This is a genomic window from Alteromonas sp. M12, from assembly GCF_037478005.1.
Taxonomy (GTDB): Bacteria; Pseudomonadota; Gammaproteobacteria; order Enterobacterales; family Alteromonadaceae; genus Aliiglaciecola; species Aliiglaciecola lipolytica_A.
The window spans coordinates 4,602,749-4,620,942 of record NZ_CP144164.1 but is presented as its reverse complement, the minus strand read 5'-3'; the positions used below and the strand labels follow the sequence as shown (position 1 = coordinate 4,620,942).

The window sequence follows — 18,194 nt, the reverse complement described above, 5'->3', positions numbered from 1 at the left end:
ATGAGATTAAGTCAGTGTCATAATTTTCACGACTTTAGAAAACTTGCAAAAAAACGCCTACCTAGCCCCATTTTTGATTATATCGATGGTGGTGCTGACGATGAGGTTACTATGCAACGTAATACTCAAGCGTTTAATCAATGTGACCTTATTCCGAGTGTTTTGTCAGGGGTACAAAACATCGATATGTCAGTTGAAGTGATGGGCACCAAATTACCTATGCCTGTCTATTGTTCGCCAACGGCATTGCAACGTCTGTTTCATCATCAAGGTGAACGAGCAGTTGCTGCCGCAGCTGATAAATTTGGAACCCTTTTTGGTGTTTCTTCTCTTGGTACTGTCAGCATGGAAGAGATTGCTGAAAAATTCAGTGCGCCGCAAGTCTATCAATTCTATTTTCACAAAGACCGAGGCTTGAATCGGGTAATGATGGAGCGTGCTAAACAGGCCAATATCAAAATAATGATGTTAACCGTTGACTCAATCACTGGCGGAAACAGAGAAAGAGATTTGCGCACCGGTTTTTCGATTCCCTTTAGATTGAATTTAAAAGGGCTTTGGGAGTTCGCATCTAAACCTATGTGGGGGATTAATTACGTCACCCACGAAAAGTTTTCATTACCGCAATTAGACGCGCATATCGATATGAAAGGTGGTGCCAGTTCTATTGGGGGGTATTTTACTGAGATGCTGGACCCTTCTATGAATTGGCAAGACGTTGAAGACATGGTGGCGTTTTGGGGAGGCGAATTTTGTCTTAAAGGTATCATGAATGTCGAAGATGCTAAAAAAGCCGTGGATATCGGTTGTACCGGCATAGTGGTGTCGAATCACGGTGGTCGGCAACTTGACGGTTCTCGAAGTTCTTTTGATCATCTAGCTGAAATTGTAGAAGCGGTTGGCGATAAAATTGATGTGCTATTTGATAGTGGGGTGCAACGTGGAACCCATGTGTTAAAAGCACTTTCATTGGGCGCTAAGGCGGTTGGTATAGGACGGATGTATCTATATGGATTGGCCGCAGCGGGACAGCCTGGCGTCGAACGTGCACTTGGTTTGATGCGCACTGAAATTGAAAGAGATATGCGTTTAATGGGCTGTAAAAACATTCAGCAATTAAGCTCCAAGAATTTGCGTTTCAGATAAGGTTTTGGTTTTTACAGCGGGTGGAAGTTTTGCCCACGATGGACATTTAAGCACAATAAAAACAAGGTGAGAAAATGAATTGTCAGAAGTTTAAGATTATTTGGTGCAGTATTTTCACTATTGCTGGGAGTAGTGTATCCGCTGTCAGTTTGGCTGAGTCATTAGCGATAGATGAACGAATTACAGTAACTGCAACTCGTCAACCTCTTGCAATTATGCAAGCCGATAGTAGCGTAAGTATTATCGACTCAAGTGAGATTGAAGAAGTTGGGCATCAGCATATCAATCAGTTATTTCATACTGTACCCGGTGGTTGGATAAGCCGTGGCAATGGTCAAGAACACTTAACTGCTATTCGTTCTCCTGTTTTTACTGGGGCTGGTGGTTGTGGCGCATTTTTATTTGCCCAAGACGGTATTTCCTTGAGAGCTCCTGGGTTTTGTAACGCTAATCAACTGTTCGATGTGAACTCTGAACAAGCTAGTAGAGTGGAGGTGGTTCGAGGCCCCAACAGTGTTTTTTACGGCTCTAATGCAGTTCATGGACTGATTAACGTTATTAGTGCCGATGTTGAAGGTGTGCAAAATACAGTTTCTGCTGACGTAGGCGGATACGGTTTCCATCGACTCAAAGGCACTTTTAGTCAAGGCACTGCAGAGGCGGGTTTTGCCTTATTAGCGAATATCACTGACGATGACGGTTATCAAAACGACAGTGGTTTCAATCAGCAGAAAATTGACCTTATTCATCAGCAATCTGTAGGTCGGTGGGAAGTTAAAAATGTGCTTAGTTATGCCAACTTAAACCAAGAAACCGCTGGTTTCATTGAAGGCGAATTGAGTTACAAAGATGAAGCTATGCGGCGTATAAACCTGAATCCAGAAGCCTTTAGGGAGTCTAAGAGTTTTCGTGCTCATAGTCAGTGGCAAACAGAACTAGAACAGGGCGTTTTTAAACTAACCCCTTACGTCCGTTGGACTGATATGCGTTTTCTACAGCATTATTTACCTTGGCAAGCACTTGAAGAAAACAGTCAACAAAGTGTTGGTATTCAGGGCCAATATGAAAAGCACTTTACCGATGTAGAATTCATTTCAGGAATTGACGTTGATCTTACTAATGGTGAGTTAACAGAGTCCCAAGGGGAAGACTTTTCGCCGACTATTCCCCAAGGTGTTCACTATGATTATGATGTGGACGCTACGCTTATCTCGCCTTTTGCGCATACAAAATGGAGTATTACAGAAAATACGCAGCTAAGTGTAGGCGCGCGTTTTGATATGACGAAGTACGACTACGATAATCATTTAACCGATGGTGATGTATGTGCAGCAGAGGTGGAAAATTGTCGTTTTACCCGTCCCTCTGATCAAACTGTCGACTTTGAACAGTGGTCTTGGCGTGTAGGCTTATTGCATTCAATCACTCCTAATCAAACTATCTTTTCTAATTTAAGCAGTGGTTTTAGAGCACCTCAAAGCACAGAACTTTTTCGCTTACAAAGCGGCCAACAAATTGCGAATTTAGAAGCTGAAGAAGTGCTATCTGTTGAGTTAGGATGGAAAGCATCGTGGCAAGGATTTCAGGCAGAAGCCGTTGCTTATCAAATGGAAAAAGAAAACGTAATTTTCCAAGATACTCAGAGACAAAATATTAGCGAAGGAAAAACAATGCATACGGGGTTGGAATTCAATTTCCGTACAGCATTAGCTGACAATGTTCAGCTTGATGCCAATTTGGGGTGGGGACGACATACTTATAAATCCGATTTAACCCTGTCTAATATTAACATCGAAGGGAATTATATTGATACGGCACCTAAAGTTTTGGCCGGAGCCAGATTACATTGGCAAGCTATGGAGACATTGAACTTCCGTCTGGAATGGACTCATATGGATGAATATTATCTAGATCCAGAAAATACAGCCACTTACGCGGGACATGACTTGTTTAACCTGCATTCAAGTTGGCAAATGAACGACAACATAAGTTTGTCACTGCGATTAAATAACCTTACCAATCGAGATTATGCAGAGCGCGCAGATATCGCATTTGGCAATTATCGATATTTTGTCGGTTTACCTAGAACCTTGTTCGCTAGCATTACCTTCACCCTGTAAAAATCTGCGGGGCTAAAGCCTCCGCCTACACATTCAAACCCGTAGCATGGCCTTTAGGCCATGGGGAAACCCTTACAACCGCGGGGCTAAAGCCTCCGCCTACACATTCCAACCTGTAGCATGGCCTTCAGGCCATGGAAATAACCAAAACCTCACAAAGTTGTAGCACGGGCTTTAGCCCGTGGAAACGGTTGCCCTATCCTCGCGGGGCTAAAGCACCCGCCTACACATTCCAACCGTAGCATGGCCTTTAGGCCATGGGGGAACCCTTACAACCGCGGGGCTAAAGCACCCGCCTACACATTCTTGTTATGTTTCTTTGTTCTTGTAGCACGGGCTTTAGGCCGTGGAAACGGTTGCCGTATCCTCGCGGGGCTAAAGCCTCCGCCTACACATTCCAACCTGTAGCATGGCCTTTAGGTCATGGGGAAACCCTTACAACCGCGGGGCTAAAGCACCCGCCTACACATTCTTGTTATGTTTCTTTGTTCTTGTAGCACGGGCTTTAGCCCGTGGAAAATATATATCGATCACTGGGTTAGGTGCATAAAAGTTGTATTCATCAGCATTCTAATGATAATTTCACGTCTACTAAAAAAATCATTAGAAAAATTCTTAGTTCTAATGATGTTGGGAATTTACATAGGAATAAAAAATGGATAATAACGAAAATAGCCCGTATCAAGCTCCCGAGTCTGATCTTACTTCAACAGAGGCACCTACTGGATCTTGGGTTTATACCGGCCCATCAAATAAAGCCGTCGGCGATGGAATGACATGGATATCAGAAGGTTTTAGTTTATTTAAGCAAGATATTGGTATGTGGATAGTGACCATGATTGTTGGCTTCGTTGTCGCAATTGTGATCAATATTATTCCTTTCATTGGCTCAATCATTAGCATGTTTTTAACCTATATTTGGGTAGGTGGATTGATGTTAGGTTGTCAGGCAGCAGCAGAGGGTAAGCCCTTTGACATCAAATATTTGTTTGCTGGATTCTCTTATCGCGCAGGCAGGCTAGTGGGCTTATCTGCAATTGGTGCTGTTATCAGTATTGTCGTTATGTTTGTAGCTATGGGTTCGGTATACATGGACATCCTAGCAGGAGAGAGCAGTCCTGAAATGATGGGTGCGCAATTTTGGTTATCATTTTTAGTCGCAATGGCGTTAATGTTGCCAATGGTAATGGCAGTATGGTTCGCTCCAGCATTAATCGTATTACAAGATATGCCGGTTTTTGCTGCGATGAAGGAGAGCTTTATCGGGTGCTTTAAAAACGTGATGCCATTCTTAATCTACGGCATAGTGATGTTGGTGCTGTACATTTTAGGCGCTTTACCATTAATGTTAGGTTTGTTAGTGGTTGTACCTTTGTTGTTCACATCAATGTACATTTCTTATCGTTCAATTTATCTGACCGAAGCTGCATAAGCTAGCAACAATAGCTGGAGTCATCCGTGACTCCAGCGTTCCAATCTAGGATATGTAAGCGCCCATAAGTGCGATCAAAATGATTAGTAAATGAGGAACTAAAACAGTTGGAGTTAGTGCATTTGTCGCATAACTCACAATCAACTTAATGCTACTAGGACGGTTAAACTCCCATTGGCTATTGTATTGCATACCAGTGTCTTGCATCGGATTTAGTAATGCTTTTTCAACTGCCAAAAGTCGCTGACTAATTCTCCCCTGAAAGGTTTTCCAAATTCCATCGAGCATCCAAAATACGATACACAGTGAAGGTACGATAAAATCAAGCTGTACATGAAACACTAAAAAGCTGCATAAGATCACACTGAAAACTTTAATCAACAATGAAAATTTCTCATAACTGTCGTATTGGTACTGTAATGTTGTCCATTCTTGTTGCAGGGAGCTAGGGTTAACTATGTCCAAAATTTATTCCTATTTATACCGGCGCTAGGTTCAAAAGTATTTGTAATTCAACCTCAGTATTACAGACAAAAAAACGGCTCGCAATGGAGCCGTCAAATTTTGTTGTTGGTATTGCTTAGCTATTATTTATCTCATCATGTTGATGAATAATTAAATACGTTCGTTCAAAACGCTGGCAATTGCAGAATCCATCAAACCTTGTTCAGAAACCCAAGCTCGCAAGGTTTTACCGTCAGATTCAGGCGCATTCAACTGACTTTTTGGCATTTTTTTAACTAACAAAGTCCCGGTTTCAATTGCGCCGGCTTTAAATGCAGTGCGAATTAGGCTTTCTCCATTACAACTTACAGAAGCGTAATAGTCTTGAAGTTTAAGTCTGTAGTCGGTTTGAACGACTTTCATTTTTTTACGTAACTCGGTTTTATCATCCGCTTGAACAATAGTGCAGATATTTTTCAATGCTTCATTCACGTCAGCTTGAGCTTGCCCAGCGAACACAAATGAAAAGGCAACAATAGACAGCGAAGTTTTAACTATTTTCAACATGGTTATTTCCTCAATAAATTAAAGTTTAAATTTTAAGCGTGTTTCGATGGCGCGCATTAAACGTGAAAATCCTAGTTGCCGATAGCATTGGGAGAATACATTCGTATCTCAGTGGATACCTTAAAAATACTATCTGGTCCTTTAATCCATTTGGTATTACTGAGTATGATAGACAGCATTTTTTTAACATGTTGATTTGTATGAATATTGAACAGGTGTAAAAGGTGAAGATTAGCGCATAATGGTGAAATAAAGCTCATCAGCAACCACGAGAATTAAAATTATTTCTTCTGAATTTAGGCTAAAGCATCAATTTCCGTTAAGCGTTGAGGTAGTTGTTTTTTCAAATAGATAAAGCGTCCCCATGTCCCAGCTAGCACTAGGGTTTGTAAAATTACTTGCGTCAGCCAAAGACTCTCGCCACCTTGCTTGATAAAAGATAACCCTGCAAATCCAACCAAGCCTAACCACAGAGCAGTTAAAATCACTGCGCTGACTTTCCAGTAGTACACTTGGTTGCTTAGTTTTTTACGTTTGAATTCTAATAGCTGATTGATATCCAGACTGTGCTCGAAAGGTTGCGATTGACGTAAACGAAACGCCCAAAGGCTAAATACCAAGGGAATAGGACTTAACGCCGCGAACAATAGCTTGCCAAGAGTTGTATCAGCATAAACTAATAAAAAGTACACGCAAAAAACGCTAACGCCGCAACCTGTAATTAAATCAATCCAGGCTTTTAGCTTTTCCCGTTGGTTGTTTCTGGCAACTTGCAGAGCTAATTTGTGTACGTCTATTTTAGGGGTATTTTGTTGAAAGGCTTGCTGCCATTGTTCAAATTTCGGATCCATGATTGTTCCTCTATAACAATTGTTCTAGTTGTTGCCGAGCTCTACTGGCGCGCTTGGCAACAGCGGCTTCAGACAAACCTAAAACGCTAGCAATCTCTAATTGGGTAAAACCTTCCAATTGCATAGTAATAATTTGTCGATGGCCAAGGGTTAGTTGACGCAGCGCTGACATTAGGTCTAAGTGTTTATCTTGATGGGTGGCATTTGGCGACATTGTTTGCAAATCATCAATATTCTCATCTGACAGGTTGTTATTGCGTCGGCTTTCGCGCAGTACATGATCAACTGAACGATTGTGAGCAACTCGTGCAATAAAGGTTTTTATGCTGCTGTCACCCCTAAAAGTCTCCAGAGCTCGCCAAACCGCCAAACTAATATCTTGAATCAAGTCTTCTCTTAGCCCCAAATCGGCTTCATAAGTTGCTGCAATACGTGCCAATAACGGCGCGTATTGCGACAAAATATCTTCAATCCTTGCAGTTTGAGTCACGCACCTTCCTATTGATCGTTGGTGAGATCTTTAAATGCCACATAGTTTATACAAAGCAACCATGGACCGAGTAATAATGCGCTAAGTAAAAACGTAAATGGCACAGCCATTATTGCCAGTAGATTGATAGCGAAAACTACTGTTAGGGGTTTCCATGCGCGAAGTGCTAAGCGAATTCCGTTGTTAATTGAAGTCGGTATATTTTTGTTTTCTAACAAAAGGTATGCAGGTACAAACATCAACAATATGCTAACCGGGGTAGCTGAGGCAAATATAATGGATAACTGCGCAGGCGTCACATCTACCATTTGAGCATAAAACAATAATTCGAGGCCACTGCTCCCCAACATAGCAACAGCTGTGAGCACTTGCGCCGCAGTCGGGAGTAACAATAACAAACTCAACAATGGTAGTTTCGACCAACCTGTATAGAGTCTTAAACTTTTGAATGTAAAAGATTTATGCAGTGATATTTGATCTAATACTGGCCATAACGAAGCGATTAGTATGGCCATCACTAATTTAGATGTGATGACACCAAAAGGAGCGGGTAATAATTGAAATAGACCTTCAATAATGATTGTTGCCAACATTAAAAAGAATATCTTAAACGGTGCTTTTAAGCATAAATTTAGCCCTTGTTTTAACCAAATAAAACTTTGTGATGGTGTGGTTTTTTCATGCATTTTTAACGTTGCAGTGTTCATATCAAATCTCTCGTTTTAGTGAATTACTTAAATAGTCGAGACAAATGAAAATAACCTGACATTTTTTTTCAATTTTTTTAAAAAGTATTTTCCACGACATTAAAAACTGTTTTTATATACAGCTTGTAGATTGGTGTTATACTTATTTTTGGAATCTAAAAGAGACATGGAAATGCACAATCTTAAAACCATTTTAGTGATAGCTTGTTTCTGTATTTTAGGGTTGGTTGTTGTTCCTTATGCCCAAGTTGTTTATTCAGGAGATCCAAATTTGAATACTGAAAATGTAACAGGCGAGTTCGAAGTAATCATGCAACCGCAAACGGATGCCGAATTTTCAGTTGCAAGAATGACCTTGGATAAAACTTATCATGGTGAACTTGACGGCCAATCGAAAGGGCAAATGCTAAGTCATATGACCGAGGTTAAAGGTTCTGCCGGTTATGTGGCATTAGAATCGTTCACAGGTACTTTAGACAGCAAACACGGCAGTTTTGTGTTAATCCATCAAGGCATTATGAACAAAGGCGAACCGTCTTTAGCGATTACCGTGGTACCTGATTCCGGCAGCGGCGAATTGACCGGTATTGTGGGTACTATGAACATTGAGATTAAGGACACAAAGCACTTCTATATTTTTGATTACAAGCTACCTTAGTTGATTTACTTGGTGTTGAATGAACCACCTTCAACACTTCTATCCTTAAGCTAAACGCCCTTTATATCTAATCCCTGCAAATACACCTATGTTTAATCGTCGTCTTTCTACTTGCATTTATATATAAGTGGTTATATAAATGCTTATATAGAGGTGCGTATGAACAAAGATTTTCTAAATGAATTAGGTGAACTGGCGTTAGGCAGTCGCTTAAAACGAGTCAGTGAACGAATGATGGCAGATGCTGCCGCGGTGTATCAGCATTTTGATATGAACATTCAGCCCAAATGGTTTACTTTGCTGGCTTTATTAGATCGAAAAAAGCAAGTAAGCGTAGTAGAAGCTGCTAATTTGCTGGGATTAACTCAACCAGCCCTGAGTCAATTCAGTCGACAGTTAGAATCTAAAAAATTAATTGAGATTCAGTTAGACACTGAAGACTCAAGAAAAAGAGTACTGAGCTTATCAACGCTAGGGCATCAAAAAGTCGCGGAAATGCGACCTGTATGGGCGGCCGTTGATAAAGCGGCCAAAGATTTATGCAGTGAGTTTGAAAATCACTTTTACGCTTCATTGCAGACTTTCGAAAAAGCCCTTGATAAACGCTCGTTACTTGAGCGCAGCAAAGATCATTTTGAGCCATTAAATACCTCCCAAAACACCAATATCGTGGATACAACTATGTTAGAAAACAGCCTCACTTTTTTAGATTTTGAATCGGATTTAGCGCCATTTTTTGAGCAAATTAACAGCCAATGGATAAAAAGCATGTTTGTGCTTGAAGATGTCGACAAACAAGTATTGGGTCATCCTCAGGAAAACATTATCGATAAGGGAGGCAAAATTTGGTTTGCTAAGCATTCCCAATTAGGTGTCGTTGGCGCTTGCGCATTATTAAATAAAGGAGATGGCGCATTCGAACTGACTAAGATGGGCGTGTTGGAGAACGCCCGCGGTTTAAAAGTAGGTGAAAAATTGCTGCAGCATGTCATCGCCCAAGCGAAACTATTGCCTATCGACTGCCTATTTTTATTAACCAATGCCAAATGTGAAGCCGCCATTCATTTGTATGAAAAAAATGGCTTCACACATGATGCGTTGATTATGGATAAATACGGTAAGAGTTATCAAAGGTGTGATGTGGCTATGCGTTGGAGCGACGCATAGCCTAGGGATAGTTACTGCTAGTTAGAGATTTGCACACCACTGAGACAACTCTTCGGCTACTGGGCGTTTATGTTCGGCTAAAAAAGCCAAATAGGTTTTTGCATCACGATTTACAATTCGTTCAATGGGAAAATTAATTGATTGCGCATGGCCAATACTCTTTTCGTAATTTCCTAAATCAAAAGCGATATGCGCATCACTTGAAAATACAACTTTCCAATCATGCTTATCTATTAGTTCCAGAATGCGAACGCAATTAGGTTCGCTGCCTTGCCGTGAATGAGTGAAGGAGCTGTTATTTATCTCCAGTAAAACATTATGTTCCTTGGCCGCAATAATTACTTCTTCGTAGTTTATCGGAAAGTTTGGGTTGCCCGGATGACCGATTATCTGGCAGTCTCCACCGGCAATAGTGTTTATTAGTGCTTTGGTGTTGATGGTTTTACTCGCTGGTGCGAATACCGGTTCATGGAAACTCGCAATAACAAAGTCTAAGTAAGGTTTCATACCATTTGGCACATCTAACCCCCCTTCAGGTGGCAATATATTTGCCTCAATGCCTTTAAGACAGGCTATTCCATCGACAATTCGTGGTATCACATTACGATTTCCAAAGTGCCAAGGGTGAGGCGAGTCAGGCATTTCAGGTCCATGATCGGTTAATGAAAACATTTGTAACCCTTTCACTTTAGCTTGCACAAAATAATCATGAACGGTGCTATATGCATGTGTGCTGGCGATGGTGTGTGAGTGGGTGTCTACAAGAATTTTCATTGCTTTTGTTATCCTTTTGGCGTTTAACTGCAGATAAATAACAACATCACTTTAGATGGATCTTGTTATTGTTCAGTAATTTATATAGCGAATTTATTGCGCATCAATGACAGGGGTATTGGAAACTTAAAATACATGGAAATTGGGCGTTGATACGACGTTAAATGAATGCTTCAAAACTATACACTAGCAGTGTATCAATTTATGCTAGATTGGTGAAATAAAGCAGGGAGACAGATTAATTGTAAGGCTAAACAGCTAACCTCCTTGCTAACATCAAGTGCGCGAAACTAACCATAATGGGAGAGCAAATTGGACAAATTCATGCGAGCAGCCATTGATGAAGCTATCAAAGGCAAACAGGAAGGCGGTATCCCTATTGGTTCAGTTATTGTTTATCAAAACCAAATCATTGGTCGTGGACATAATCGCAGAGTGCAATCTGGTAGTCCCATTTTACACGGTGAGATGGATGCCTTCGAAAATGCTGGGCGACAACCTGCAAGTGTATACCGTGAGTGCGTTTTGTATACAACATTGTCACCCTGTTCAATGTGTTCAGGGGCAATTCTGTTGTATGAAATTCCTAAAATTATCATTGGTGAAAATCAAACCTTTATTGGTGAAGAGCAATTGCTTAAACGCAGAGGTGTTGAGCTAGAAGTTCTGCAGGATCCAGAATGCATTCAACTGATGGAGCAATTTATTACTGAATCTCCCGAATTATGGAATGAAGATATTGGTACTGAATAGCTAGAAAAAGTAACTTTAGGTCTTTAAATATTTACTCTATGTTAATAATTTTTGACATTGAGTTTGTTTAGGTATACATTTCTTCCAAGTTAGTTTGGAGGAACTTGCATGGACATGTCATTTAAAGAGAAAAGTCATTGGATTTCATTAGTCAGCACAATTTGTATATTTGGTTACTACTTTTATAGCATTGTGATGCTCACTGGTATCCCGATTGAAGAGGCTAAAGAAAGTGCCAAAGATTTACTGATTCAAGCTATTGGTCTTAGTGTATTGGTAGAAATAGTGCTGCACAGCATGTTGGCAGCCACCAATCATAAAGCAGCTGAAATGGGCGCTGACGAAAGAGACAAACTGTTTGAATATCGCGGTAATCAAGTTGGCTATACCATTTTGGTGGTCGGCGTAGTTTTTACCCTTGGACGAATAATTACAGTTGAATATAATCCTGAATTTGCCGACCACTATAGTTCTATGCAAATTCCACTGTTAACTGCGCATATATTGATGTTTAGTTTCATTTTGTCTGAAGTCGCTCGATTTTCTGTCACCTTGTTTAATTATCGTAGAGGATATTAGGGTGGCAGACATACTTATTACTAATCGCATACGTGAAAAGCGTTTTTTTGCTAACGAAATGACGCAACAAGCGCTAGCGGACAAAGTTGGGGTGACCAGACAAACCATTATGGCGATCGAAAAAGGCAAGTATTCCCCTTCTTTGGAAGTTGCCTTTAAAATGGCTGAAGTGTTTGAATGTCACCTAGATGATATTTTTCAATATCAACCCAAATAAATAGTACACTTTTAGATCATCAGCAAAGTATAATGCTGGCAATTAACAATGAATTTAAGTTGTTTGAGCAATATTAGAATGGGGCAATTCCTTTTGAATTGCCCCTTTTTACAAATATTGGCAAACCTCGGAGCAAATAAATGAGCAAACCCGATAACTGGACAATTGAAGACGCAGAGAAGTTGTACGGCGTTAAGCGCTGGAGTAGCGGCTATTTTGAGATTGGTCCTAACGGAAATTTGCATGTTACCCCTGATGTAACGAATGCTGAAATGCGCATCGATTTCAAAGATGTTATTGAAGAGATCAAAGAAGAAGGAATTCAGTTTCCTGTTGTTCTTAGATTTCACGACATTCTGCGGTCACAAGTTGCGTTGTTAAATGAAACTTTCATCAAAACCATCAAAGATTTTGGTTATCGCGGAGAGTATCGCGGTGTTTATCCTGTGAAAGTTAACCAAATGCGCGAAGTAGTGGAAGAGATTGTCGATGCGGGCAATAAATATGCTTACGGCTTAGAAGCAGGTTCTAAAGCTGAACTACTGACGGTTTTAGCCTACAACACCAACCAAGACTCACTAACCATTTTAAATGGTTATAAAGATGAGGAGTTTATGCGCTTGTCATTAATGGCGCGTAAACTTGGACGCAAAATAATTGTCGTCATTGAAAAGTATTCTGAGCTTTTGTTGCTAGTCAAACTGGCCAAAGAATTAGACATTGAGCCGATTATTGGCCTGCGCTCGAAAATGACCGTGAAAGGTCAAGGCAAGTGGGAAGGTTCTGGTGGTGATCGGGCTAAATTTGGCCTCACCAATACCGAGATTATTCAAGCGGCTCGTTATCTTGAAGCTCAAGGCATGGGGCAGTGTTTTAAACTACTGCATTTCCATATTGGTAGTCAGTTGACGGATATTCGCGCCGTTAAAGACGCCATCAGCGAAGGTGCGATGATCTACTCCGAATTGCACCATATGGGCTTTCAGCTCGATTATGTTGATGTTGGTGGTGGACTTGGTATTGATTACGACGGCAGTAAATCTACCAATGATTCATCTCGCAACTACACCATTGCTGAATATGTAGCAGACGTTGTGTTTGGTATGAAGGAAGTTTGTGATCTTGAACAAGTGCCTCACCCAACTTTAGTAACCGAGAGTGGCAGAGCTATCACCGCTCATCACAGTTGTGTTGTGGCAGAAATTGTTGGTGAAATTCGCTCAAACAGTGCGGAAATGGAAACGGATTTCGAAGAGCACGAGCATATTTTAGTTACCAATATGCGCGACCAAATTCGTTTATTAGCAACCCAAGATAACTTGCAAGAAATTTTCAACGATGCTTCTCAATACAAAGAGCAAGCGGTATCTGCGTTTAAACTGAGAGTTATTAGCTTTGAAGAGTTAGCGAAAATCGAAACCCTTTATTGGCAAATTATGGTTAATTTGCAAGAGCGTTTGCAAAATGCTGATTTTATTCCTGAAGAGATGCAAGAGCTTGATTACAACTTATCATCGCAATATTTGTGTAACTTCTCGGTATTCCAATCAGCTGCTGATACATGGGCGATTGATCAAGTATTACCGATTGTGCCGCTTTCTAGAATGAATGAGCGACCAAATGTAAACTGTTCGCTGGTGGATATAACCTGTGACAGTGACGGTAAAATTGACCAATTTGTATTGGGTAAAGGTATTTCAGATGTATTGCCTATGCACAAACTGAACAAAAACGAAGACTACTATTTAGGTATGTTCCTCACCGGAGCGTACCAAGATGTAATGGGTGACATGCACAATTTGTTTGGTCGTTTGAATGAAGTGCATATCTTCAGTCATGATGATGACCCTCTCGATTTTTATATCGAAGAAGTTGTCACCGGATCGTCTGTAGATAATGTGTTGTCTATCATGCAATACAACCCAAGCTTTATGGCGCAATCCGTTAAAAAATTGATTGATGCTAAAATTGCTGAAGGTGAAATTAAGCCTAGAGAAGGTGTTAAGTGGACGGATTTTTACGAAAATTGTTTGAAAGGGTATACCTACCTAAAAACCTCGTAATTGAAATCTAGGTGGTGTATTTGCGCCACCTAGATGATCCCATTTCTGAAATGTTTTTACTGCTGATAGTGATTTACTCAATTCACTGCATTAAAGGTTTTTGCAATTGTCAGCGCATGTCAGTAAAGTGCTAAGCTACGGTTAACCCCCAGTTTGCTTTGCCAATTGCCGTTTTTGAGTTTCTTCATAAGATTCAAAATAAGCCTGCCAGAATTTTGCAGTAAAACTATTGATAAGATTTGATTCGGCATTCATCAGCATCGCGTAACCTACTTTTTGATCTGGTGCGAAAGACACATCTGCGCGATAGCCCTTCACCCAACCACCATGATAATTTAATTTGTGGCCTTTAAAGTCGTAAATCCGCCAACCTAAGCCATAATGGGCATCTTTCAAGAATCGTCGCCAATCTCGTCTGCGTAACTCTCGTGTTGTTTTGATTTTTTCTGAGGTGACCGTATCAACTATTTCTGGGGGAATAACCTCTGGATATTCTCCTAACATTGCGCGCACCCAAATCGCCATGTCTTCAATACTGGCGTTTACTCCCGCTGCTGGACCATAACGATAATAATCATCTTGAACTTTGGTTTCTCGCCATTTCGAGCGGGTGATTGCCACATGGGGTTTTGCCCATTTGGGCGAGCTTTGTAAACCTTGTCTTCCTGTACTGGCGTGCGGCATTTTTAATGGTTTAAAAATGGTCTCGCTTAATTCTTTACCATAACTACTTTTATGGTTGATGTAATAATCTTCAAGTACGCCAAATAATGCATTTTGATAGGTGTAACATTTGCCTGGGGAACACAAGGGCTCTAATTTCGCTAACTGTCCTAGAACACGTTTTAACGAGTAATTCGCTTCAATTAAATTGTCGTAAGCATTGGGGATATATCCACTGGACTGGCTTAACAAATGTCCAAGGGTTATCGGATTGGGATCTAACCGATTAAAGCCGTATTCGGGCACAATCTCTAGTATCGGTGTTTGCCACGTAAACTGTTTTTCTGCGACTTTTTTGGCCATTAACACACCGGCGAATGTTTTCGACACAGAGGCCAATCTAAACACAGTATCGGTATCAATTTTTTGACCAAAATTTTCAGTCAAACCATAACTAATCACCTTAGCCGGTTCGCCTTTACGAATAAAAACAAGAATATAACCAGGCACATTGTGCTTCATAGCTTGTGCTTGGGTTTTGGAGGCAAAGTCGTAAAGCCAGCTATCTTCTTCAGCGAAGGCCGGCGGGCAGACAATTATTGTCAACCAGAAAAGGACAATTAACGTTAAACATCTCATCCTGACAAGGATACTAGTTGAAGGTGGCTGAAACAACAGGGAAATGAATTCACTCTAATAAGGGACTAATTTCATATCACTTCCGTTTTCAGCGCGTTTTATTGATCTTTTGCGGTTAAACTTGCTCTAAGTTGGCTAAAAGTAACCTTTATGAATACCAAGCAAATATACCAACAGGCGCGCAAGTCCCGTGATCCTCGATTTGACGGACAGTTTTATGTGGCAGTGAAAAGCACGGGCATATTTTGTCGGCCAATTTGTCCTGCGCCTTCACCAAAAGAACAAAATGTCGAATATTATGAATTGGCACCTTTGGCGATGCAGGCGGGCTTTCGTCCGTGTTTACGTTGCCGCCCTGATAGTGCACCGGGTTCTTTTGCTTGGAAGGGCACCACTACTACACTCGAACGGGGCATCAAATTACTGCGTGCTCACCCCGAGTTAAATGTTGAGGATATTTGTGAAAAATTGGGTGTCAGCGATCGCTATCTGCGTGATTTGTTTCAAAAGAAGCTGGGAATATCACCTAAAAAGTTTCGTTTGTTTGACCAGCTATTGATGGCTAAAAATTTATTACACAACAGCACATTGTCGATTGACGATATAGCTATCGCTAGCGGCTTCACTAGTGCCCGTCGGTTACAAGCTAACCTGCAATCCAACTTGCAACTCACGCCGACTCAGATTCGTAAGAGCGCAGCCAGCAAAATCACCTCGCCCCACGGCAGTGAGCAGGGTATGAAGTCAGCCTCATTACACATTCAGTTGGCGTATCGAGCCCCTTACAACTGGCCGCATTTACGTGACTTTTTAAAACTACGGGCGATTGCTGAGATAGAAACCGTGACTGAAAATAGTTATAGCAAAGGATTCACCTATGGCAATGCGCTAGGGCATTTTACTGCTACTTTAAACGCTACCAAGAATTGTTTTGACGTGTCGCTCAGCATCAATGATTTGAGTTGTTTTCAAGCTGTGGTAATGCAAATCCGGCGTTTATTGGATTTGGATTGCGATCCGCATATCATTCACACGAGTTTGCAGGCCACCGGGCTACCCCATGACATTATTGTTCCAGGAATTCGAATTCCTGGTGTATGGAGTGCTTTTGAGGCTGCTTGTCGAGCCATTTTAGGGCAACAAATTTCAGTTAAAGCCGCGGTCAATCTGGTTTCTCAATTAGCTCATGAACTTGGCGGAAGTTATCAGCAGCAACGACTTTTTCCTTCCCCTGAGGCTATTGCCGAGTCAGATTTGAGCTTTCTTAAAATCCCTGACAAACGCCGACAGTGTTTACGGGATCTTGCCAAGTTCCAGGTTCAAAATGGGCTGTTAAGTGACTGGCAAAGTATCAAAGGAATTGGCCCTTGGACGGTGGCTTATGCCAATATGCGCGGGCTTTCCAATCCGGATATCTGGTTAGATTCTGATTTGGTGATCAAAAAACAAATTCAACAACACCTTTTAAATCCCGATGCAGCGGCTCCATGGAGGAGCTATCTTACTTTTCAATTGTGGAGCATGGCATGACGCATAGCAGTGATTTATTTTATAGTTATCTCGAAACGCCCATAGGGCAAATAGAAGTTTGTGCAAATAGTCAGTGTATTGTTTCTATATATTTTTCAGAATCTCAACAAGACATTTATCAAGGCAACCCCATAACGGAAGAGGCAGTAACTCAATTGAATGCCTATTTCGAGGGTAAGTTAACCCGTTTTCAATTACCTTTGGGTGCTGTAGGTACTGACTTTCAGCGCCAAGTTTGGCAGGCTTTAGCAAATATTCCTTTTGGTGCGACATGCAGTTATGCTGATATAGCCAATCAATTACACAAACCCAAAGCCGTTAGAGCTGTAGGGGCGGCAAATGGCAAAAACCCACTTTCTATCGTTGTTCCTTGTCATCGAGTGATTGGCAAAAATGGCACACTTACCGGTTACGCCGGCGGATTAGAACGTAAGTCATGGCTATTAGAATTTGAACAAAAAGGTCAATAACTCCTACTTGTTATTAAATCGGAGTGAGCAAAGGTAAATGATGTAATGAGATTAAAAGACGTATTCGAATTGGTGATGTTAGGTGCAATTTGGGGATCATCCTTTTTGTACATGCGTTCTGCCACACCAGAGTTTGGTGCTTTTGCCCTTGTCGCAGTGCGCACAGGAATTGCCGCCTTGTGTTTATTACCACTGCTATTTCTTCGTAAAAAGGTCTCAGTTGTTAGGCAGTATTGGCGTCCCATTTTATTTGTAGGATTAGTTAACACTGCCATCCCTTTTGTTATGTTTAGTTACAGTACCGTGTTATTGGGGGCTGGCATGGCCTCTATTCTGAATGCTACCGCCCCAATGTTTGGCGCTATTGTTGCCTTTTTGTGGTTGAAGGAACGACTAACAGGCTTGTCGGTTTTTGGCCTATTTATTGGCTTTAGTGGCGTGGTTGTGATCAGTTTGGTTCGTACTGGAATTGACTTACATTTGTCTGTGTTACCTATTTTGGCGGCGCTAGGCTCAACATTCGCTTACGGAATTGCTGCTTGCTACACCAAAAAACATCTTACCGGAATCAACACTCTTGCCATAGCAACGGGTAGTCAAGTCTTTGCTACGCTTGCTTTAATTCCCTTTGCCGTAATGCTTTGGCCGCAACAAATGCCATCATTTGATGCGTGGGTGCAAGTGATAGTGCTTGGGGTCGTTTGCACCGGTTTTGCCTATATTTTGTATTTCCGGTTAATTGCTAATGTGGGTGCATCCAAAGCCATTACCGTTGCGTATTTGGTGCCAGTATTTGGGGTGTTATGGGGCGTGTTGTTTTTACAAGAAATGCTAACTCTAGGCATGTTGTTGGGGGCAGGGTTAATTTTATTCGGAGTGAGCCTCACAACAGGTGTGATTAAGTTTAGACTCAAACTCGCCTAG

General features: G+C 41.2%; 19 protein-coding genes. 12 read left to right on the top strand and 7 right to left on the bottom strand.

From position 1 onward, the window contains the following. The 3 genes from VUI23_RS19850 to VUI23_RS19840 all read left to right on the top strand — a co-directional run bounded on the left by VUI23_RS19850 (position 1) and on the right by VUI23_RS19840 (position 4,698). Positions 1 to 1,146, top strand: coding sequence for an alpha-hydroxy acid oxidase (locus VUI23_RS19850; protein ID WP_342805652.1), 1,146 nt, complete (start codon positions 1 to 3; stop codon positions 1,144 to 1,146). A gap of 74 nt (positions 1,147 to 1,220) precedes the next feature. Beyond that, positions 1,221 to 3,266: a TonB-dependent receptor gene (locus VUI23_RS19845; RefSeq protein WP_342805650.1), complete on the top strand. Its 2,046-nt coding sequence runs from the start codon at positions 1,221 to 1,223 to the stop codon at positions 3,264 to 3,266. 655 nt (positions 3,267 to 3,921) lie between these two features. Further along, positions 3,922 to 4,698, top strand: a complete 777-nt coding sequence (locus VUI23_RS19840; protein WP_342805648.1) for a BPSS1780 family membrane protein — start codon at positions 3,922 to 3,924, stop codon at positions 4,696 to 4,698. A 45-nt stretch (positions 4,699 to 4,743) separates the two neighbouring features. On the opposite strand, the gene VUI23_RS19835 is transcribed toward VUI23_RS19840, so the two are convergent. From VUI23_RS19835 to VUI23_RS19815, 5 genes are all read right to left on the bottom strand, one after another. Next, positions 4,744 to 5,163 carry a hypothetical protein gene (locus VUI23_RS19835; RefSeq protein ID WP_342805646.1) on the bottom strand — a complete coding sequence of 140 codons (420 nt, stop codon included), beginning with the start codon at positions 5,161 to 5,163 and terminating at the stop codon, positions 4,744 to 4,746. A gap of 150 nt (positions 5,164 to 5,313) precedes the next feature. Further along, the gene (locus tag VUI23_RS19830; RefSeq protein ID WP_342805644.1) at positions 5,314 to 5,709 is read right to left on the bottom strand and encodes a DUF3718 domain-containing protein; all 396 of its coding nucleotides are present in this window, start codon (positions 5,707 to 5,709) and stop codon (positions 5,314 to 5,316) included. A 296-nt stretch (positions 5,710 to 6,005) separates the two neighbouring features. Continuing rightward, positions 6,006 to 6,560: a hypothetical protein gene (locus tag VUI23_RS19825; protein WP_342805642.1), complete on the bottom strand. Its 555-nt coding sequence runs from the start codon at positions 6,558 to 6,560 to the stop codon at positions 6,006 to 6,008. 10 nt (positions 6,561 to 6,570) lie between these two features. Continuing rightward, entirely contained in the window at positions 6,571 to 7,050 is a 480-nt protein-coding gene (locus VUI23_RS19820) for a sigma-70 family RNA polymerase sigma factor (protein WP_342805640.1), read from the bottom strand. 8 nt (positions 7,051 to 7,058) lie between these two features. Further along, positions 7,059 to 7,757 (bottom strand): hypothetical protein, encoded by a 699-nt coding sequence (locus VUI23_RS19815; RefSeq protein WP_216048608.1) that lies wholly within the window; start codon positions 7,755 to 7,757, stop codon positions 7,059 to 7,061. Positions 7,758 to 7,929: 172 nt separating this feature from the next. Between VUI23_RS19815 and VUI23_RS19810 the strand changes: the two genes are divergently transcribed. Together VUI23_RS19810 and VUI23_RS19805 are read left to right on the top strand one after the other, a co-directional pair. Continuing rightward, a complete protein-coding gene (locus VUI23_RS19810; RefSeq protein WP_216048609.1) occupies positions 7,930 to 8,415 on the top strand; it encodes a DUF3224 domain-containing protein in 486 nt (161 codons plus the stop codon). Between the two features lie 159 nt (positions 8,416 to 8,574). Beyond that, positions 8,575 to 9,582, top strand: coding sequence for a bifunctional helix-turn-helix transcriptional regulator/GNAT family N-acetyltransferase (locus VUI23_RS19805; protein WP_342805638.1), 1,008 nt, complete (start codon positions 8,575 to 8,577; stop codon positions 9,580 to 9,582). A gap of 21 nt (positions 9,583 to 9,603) precedes the next feature. Here VUI23_RS19805 and VUI23_RS19800 read toward each other — a convergent pair whose 3' ends face one another. Then, complete coding sequence (locus tag VUI23_RS19800) at positions 9,604 to 10,356, bottom strand: phosphatase (RefSeq protein WP_342805636.1); 753 nt, start codon at positions 10,354 to 10,356, stop codon at positions 9,604 to 9,606. Positions 10,357 to 10,668: 312 nt separating this feature from the next. On the opposite strand from VUI23_RS19800, the gene VUI23_RS19795 reads away from it, so the two are divergent. The 4 genes from VUI23_RS19795 to speA all read left to right on the top strand — a co-directional run bounded on the left by VUI23_RS19795 (position 10,669) and on the right by speA (position 13,968). Further along, on the top strand, positions 10,669 to 11,109 hold the full coding sequence (locus tag VUI23_RS19795; protein WP_342805633.1) for a nucleoside deaminase: 441 nt from the start codon (positions 10,669 to 10,671) through the stop codon (positions 11,107 to 11,109). 108 nt (positions 11,110 to 11,217) lie between these two features. Beyond that, positions 11,218 to 11,688: a hypothetical protein gene (locus VUI23_RS19790; RefSeq protein WP_303500368.1), complete on the top strand. Its 471-nt coding sequence runs from the start codon at positions 11,218 to 11,220 to the stop codon at positions 11,686 to 11,688. 1 nt (position 11,689) lies between these two features. Next, complete coding sequence (locus VUI23_RS19785) at positions 11,690 to 11,905, top strand: helix-turn-helix transcriptional regulator (protein WP_342805631.1); 216 nt, start codon at positions 11,690 to 11,692, stop codon at positions 11,903 to 11,905. A 140-nt stretch (positions 11,906 to 12,045) separates the two neighbouring features. Further along, positions 12,046 to 13,968 (top strand): biosynthetic arginine decarboxylase, encoded by a 1,923-nt coding sequence (gene speA / locus VUI23_RS19780; protein ID WP_342805629.1) that lies wholly within the window; start codon positions 12,046 to 12,048, stop codon positions 13,966 to 13,968. Between the two features lie 141 nt (positions 13,969 to 14,109). Here the strand turns inward: speA and VUI23_RS19775 are convergent, their stop codons facing one another. Beyond that, positions 14,110 to 15,153: a serine hydrolase domain-containing protein gene (locus VUI23_RS19775; protein ID WP_342805627.1), complete on the bottom strand. Its 1,044-nt coding sequence runs from the start codon at positions 15,151 to 15,153 to the stop codon at positions 14,110 to 14,112. A 267-nt stretch (positions 15,154 to 15,420) separates the two neighbouring features. Between VUI23_RS19775 and VUI23_RS19770 the strand changes: the two genes are divergently transcribed. Genes VUI23_RS19770 through VUI23_RS19760 form a run of 3 tightly spaced genes read left to right on the top strand, consistent with a single transcriptional unit; the run spans position 15,421 to position 18,194 of the window. Further along, positions 15,421 to 16,800 (top strand): AlkA N-terminal domain-containing protein, encoded by a 1,380-nt coding sequence (locus VUI23_RS19770; protein WP_342805625.1) that lies wholly within the window; start codon positions 15,421 to 15,423, stop codon positions 16,798 to 16,800. Beyond that, on the top strand, positions 16,797 to 17,270 hold the full coding sequence (locus tag VUI23_RS19765; protein WP_342805623.1) for a methylated-DNA--[protein]-cysteine S-methyltransferase: 474 nt from the start codon (positions 16,797 to 16,799) through the stop codon (positions 17,268 to 17,270). Before VUI23_RS19770 ends, VUI23_RS19765 begins: the two co-directional genes overlap by 4 nt. A gap of 45 nt (positions 17,271 to 17,315) precedes the next feature. Further along, entirely contained in the window at positions 17,316 to 18,194 is an 879-nt protein-coding gene (locus tag VUI23_RS19760) for a DMT family transporter (RefSeq protein WP_216048619.1), read from the top strand.

Bases quoted from the DNA above. Each gene is read 5' to 3' on its own strand.
- speA (WP_342805629.1), top strand. From the start codon at position 12,046: ATGAGCAAACCCGATAACTGGACAATTGAAGACGCAGAGAAGTTGTAC.
- VUI23_RS19775 (WP_342805627.1), bottom strand. From the start codon at position 15,153: ATGAAGCACAATGTGCCTGGTTATATTCTTGTTTTTATTCGTAAAGGC.
- VUI23_RS19805 (WP_342805638.1), top strand. From the start codon at position 8,575: ATGAACAAAGATTTTCTAAATGAATTAGGTGAACTGGCGTTAGGCAGT.
- VUI23_RS19845 (WP_342805650.1), top strand. From the start codon at position 1,221: ATGAATTGTCAGAAGTTTAAGATTATTTGGTGCAGTATTTTCACTATT.
- VUI23_RS19790 (WP_303500368.1), top strand. From the start codon at position 11,218: ATGGACATGTCATTTAAAGAGAAAAGTCATTGGATTTCATTAGTCAGC.
- VUI23_RS19800 (WP_342805636.1), bottom strand. From the start codon at position 10,356: ATGAAAATTCTTGTAGACACCCACTCACACACCATCGCCAGCACACAT.
- VUI23_RS19825 (WP_342805642.1), bottom strand. From the start codon at position 6,560: ATGGATCCGAAATTTGAACAATGGCAGCAAGCCTTTCAACAAAATACC.
- VUI23_RS19770 (WP_342805625.1), top strand. From the start codon at position 15,421: ATGAATACCAAGCAAATATACCAACAGGCGCGCAAGTCCCGTGATCCT.
- VUI23_RS19850 (WP_342805652.1), top strand. From the start codon at position 1: ATGAGATTAAGTCAGTGTCATAATTTTCACGACTTTAGAAAACTTGCA.
- VUI23_RS19760 (WP_216048619.1), top strand. From the start codon at position 17,316: ATGAGATTAAAAGACGTATTCGAATTGGTGATGTTAGGTGCAATTTGG.
- VUI23_RS19830 (WP_342805644.1), bottom strand. From the start codon at position 5,709: ATGTTGAAAATAGTTAAAACTTCGCTGTCTATTGTTGCCTTTTCATTT.
- VUI23_RS19840 (WP_342805648.1), top strand. From the start codon at position 3,922: ATGGATAATAACGAAAATAGCCCGTATCAAGCTCCCGAGTCTGATCTT.
- VUI23_RS19810 (WP_216048609.1), top strand. From the start codon at position 7,930: ATGCACAATCTTAAAACCATTTTAGTGATAGCTTGTTTCTGTATTTTA.
- VUI23_RS19765 (WP_342805623.1), top strand. From the start codon at position 16,797: ATGACGCATAGCAGTGATTTATTTTATAGTTATCTCGAAACGCCCATA.
- VUI23_RS19815 (WP_216048608.1), bottom strand. From the start codon at position 7,757: ATGAACACTGCAACGTTAAAAATGCATGAAAAAACCACACCATCACAA.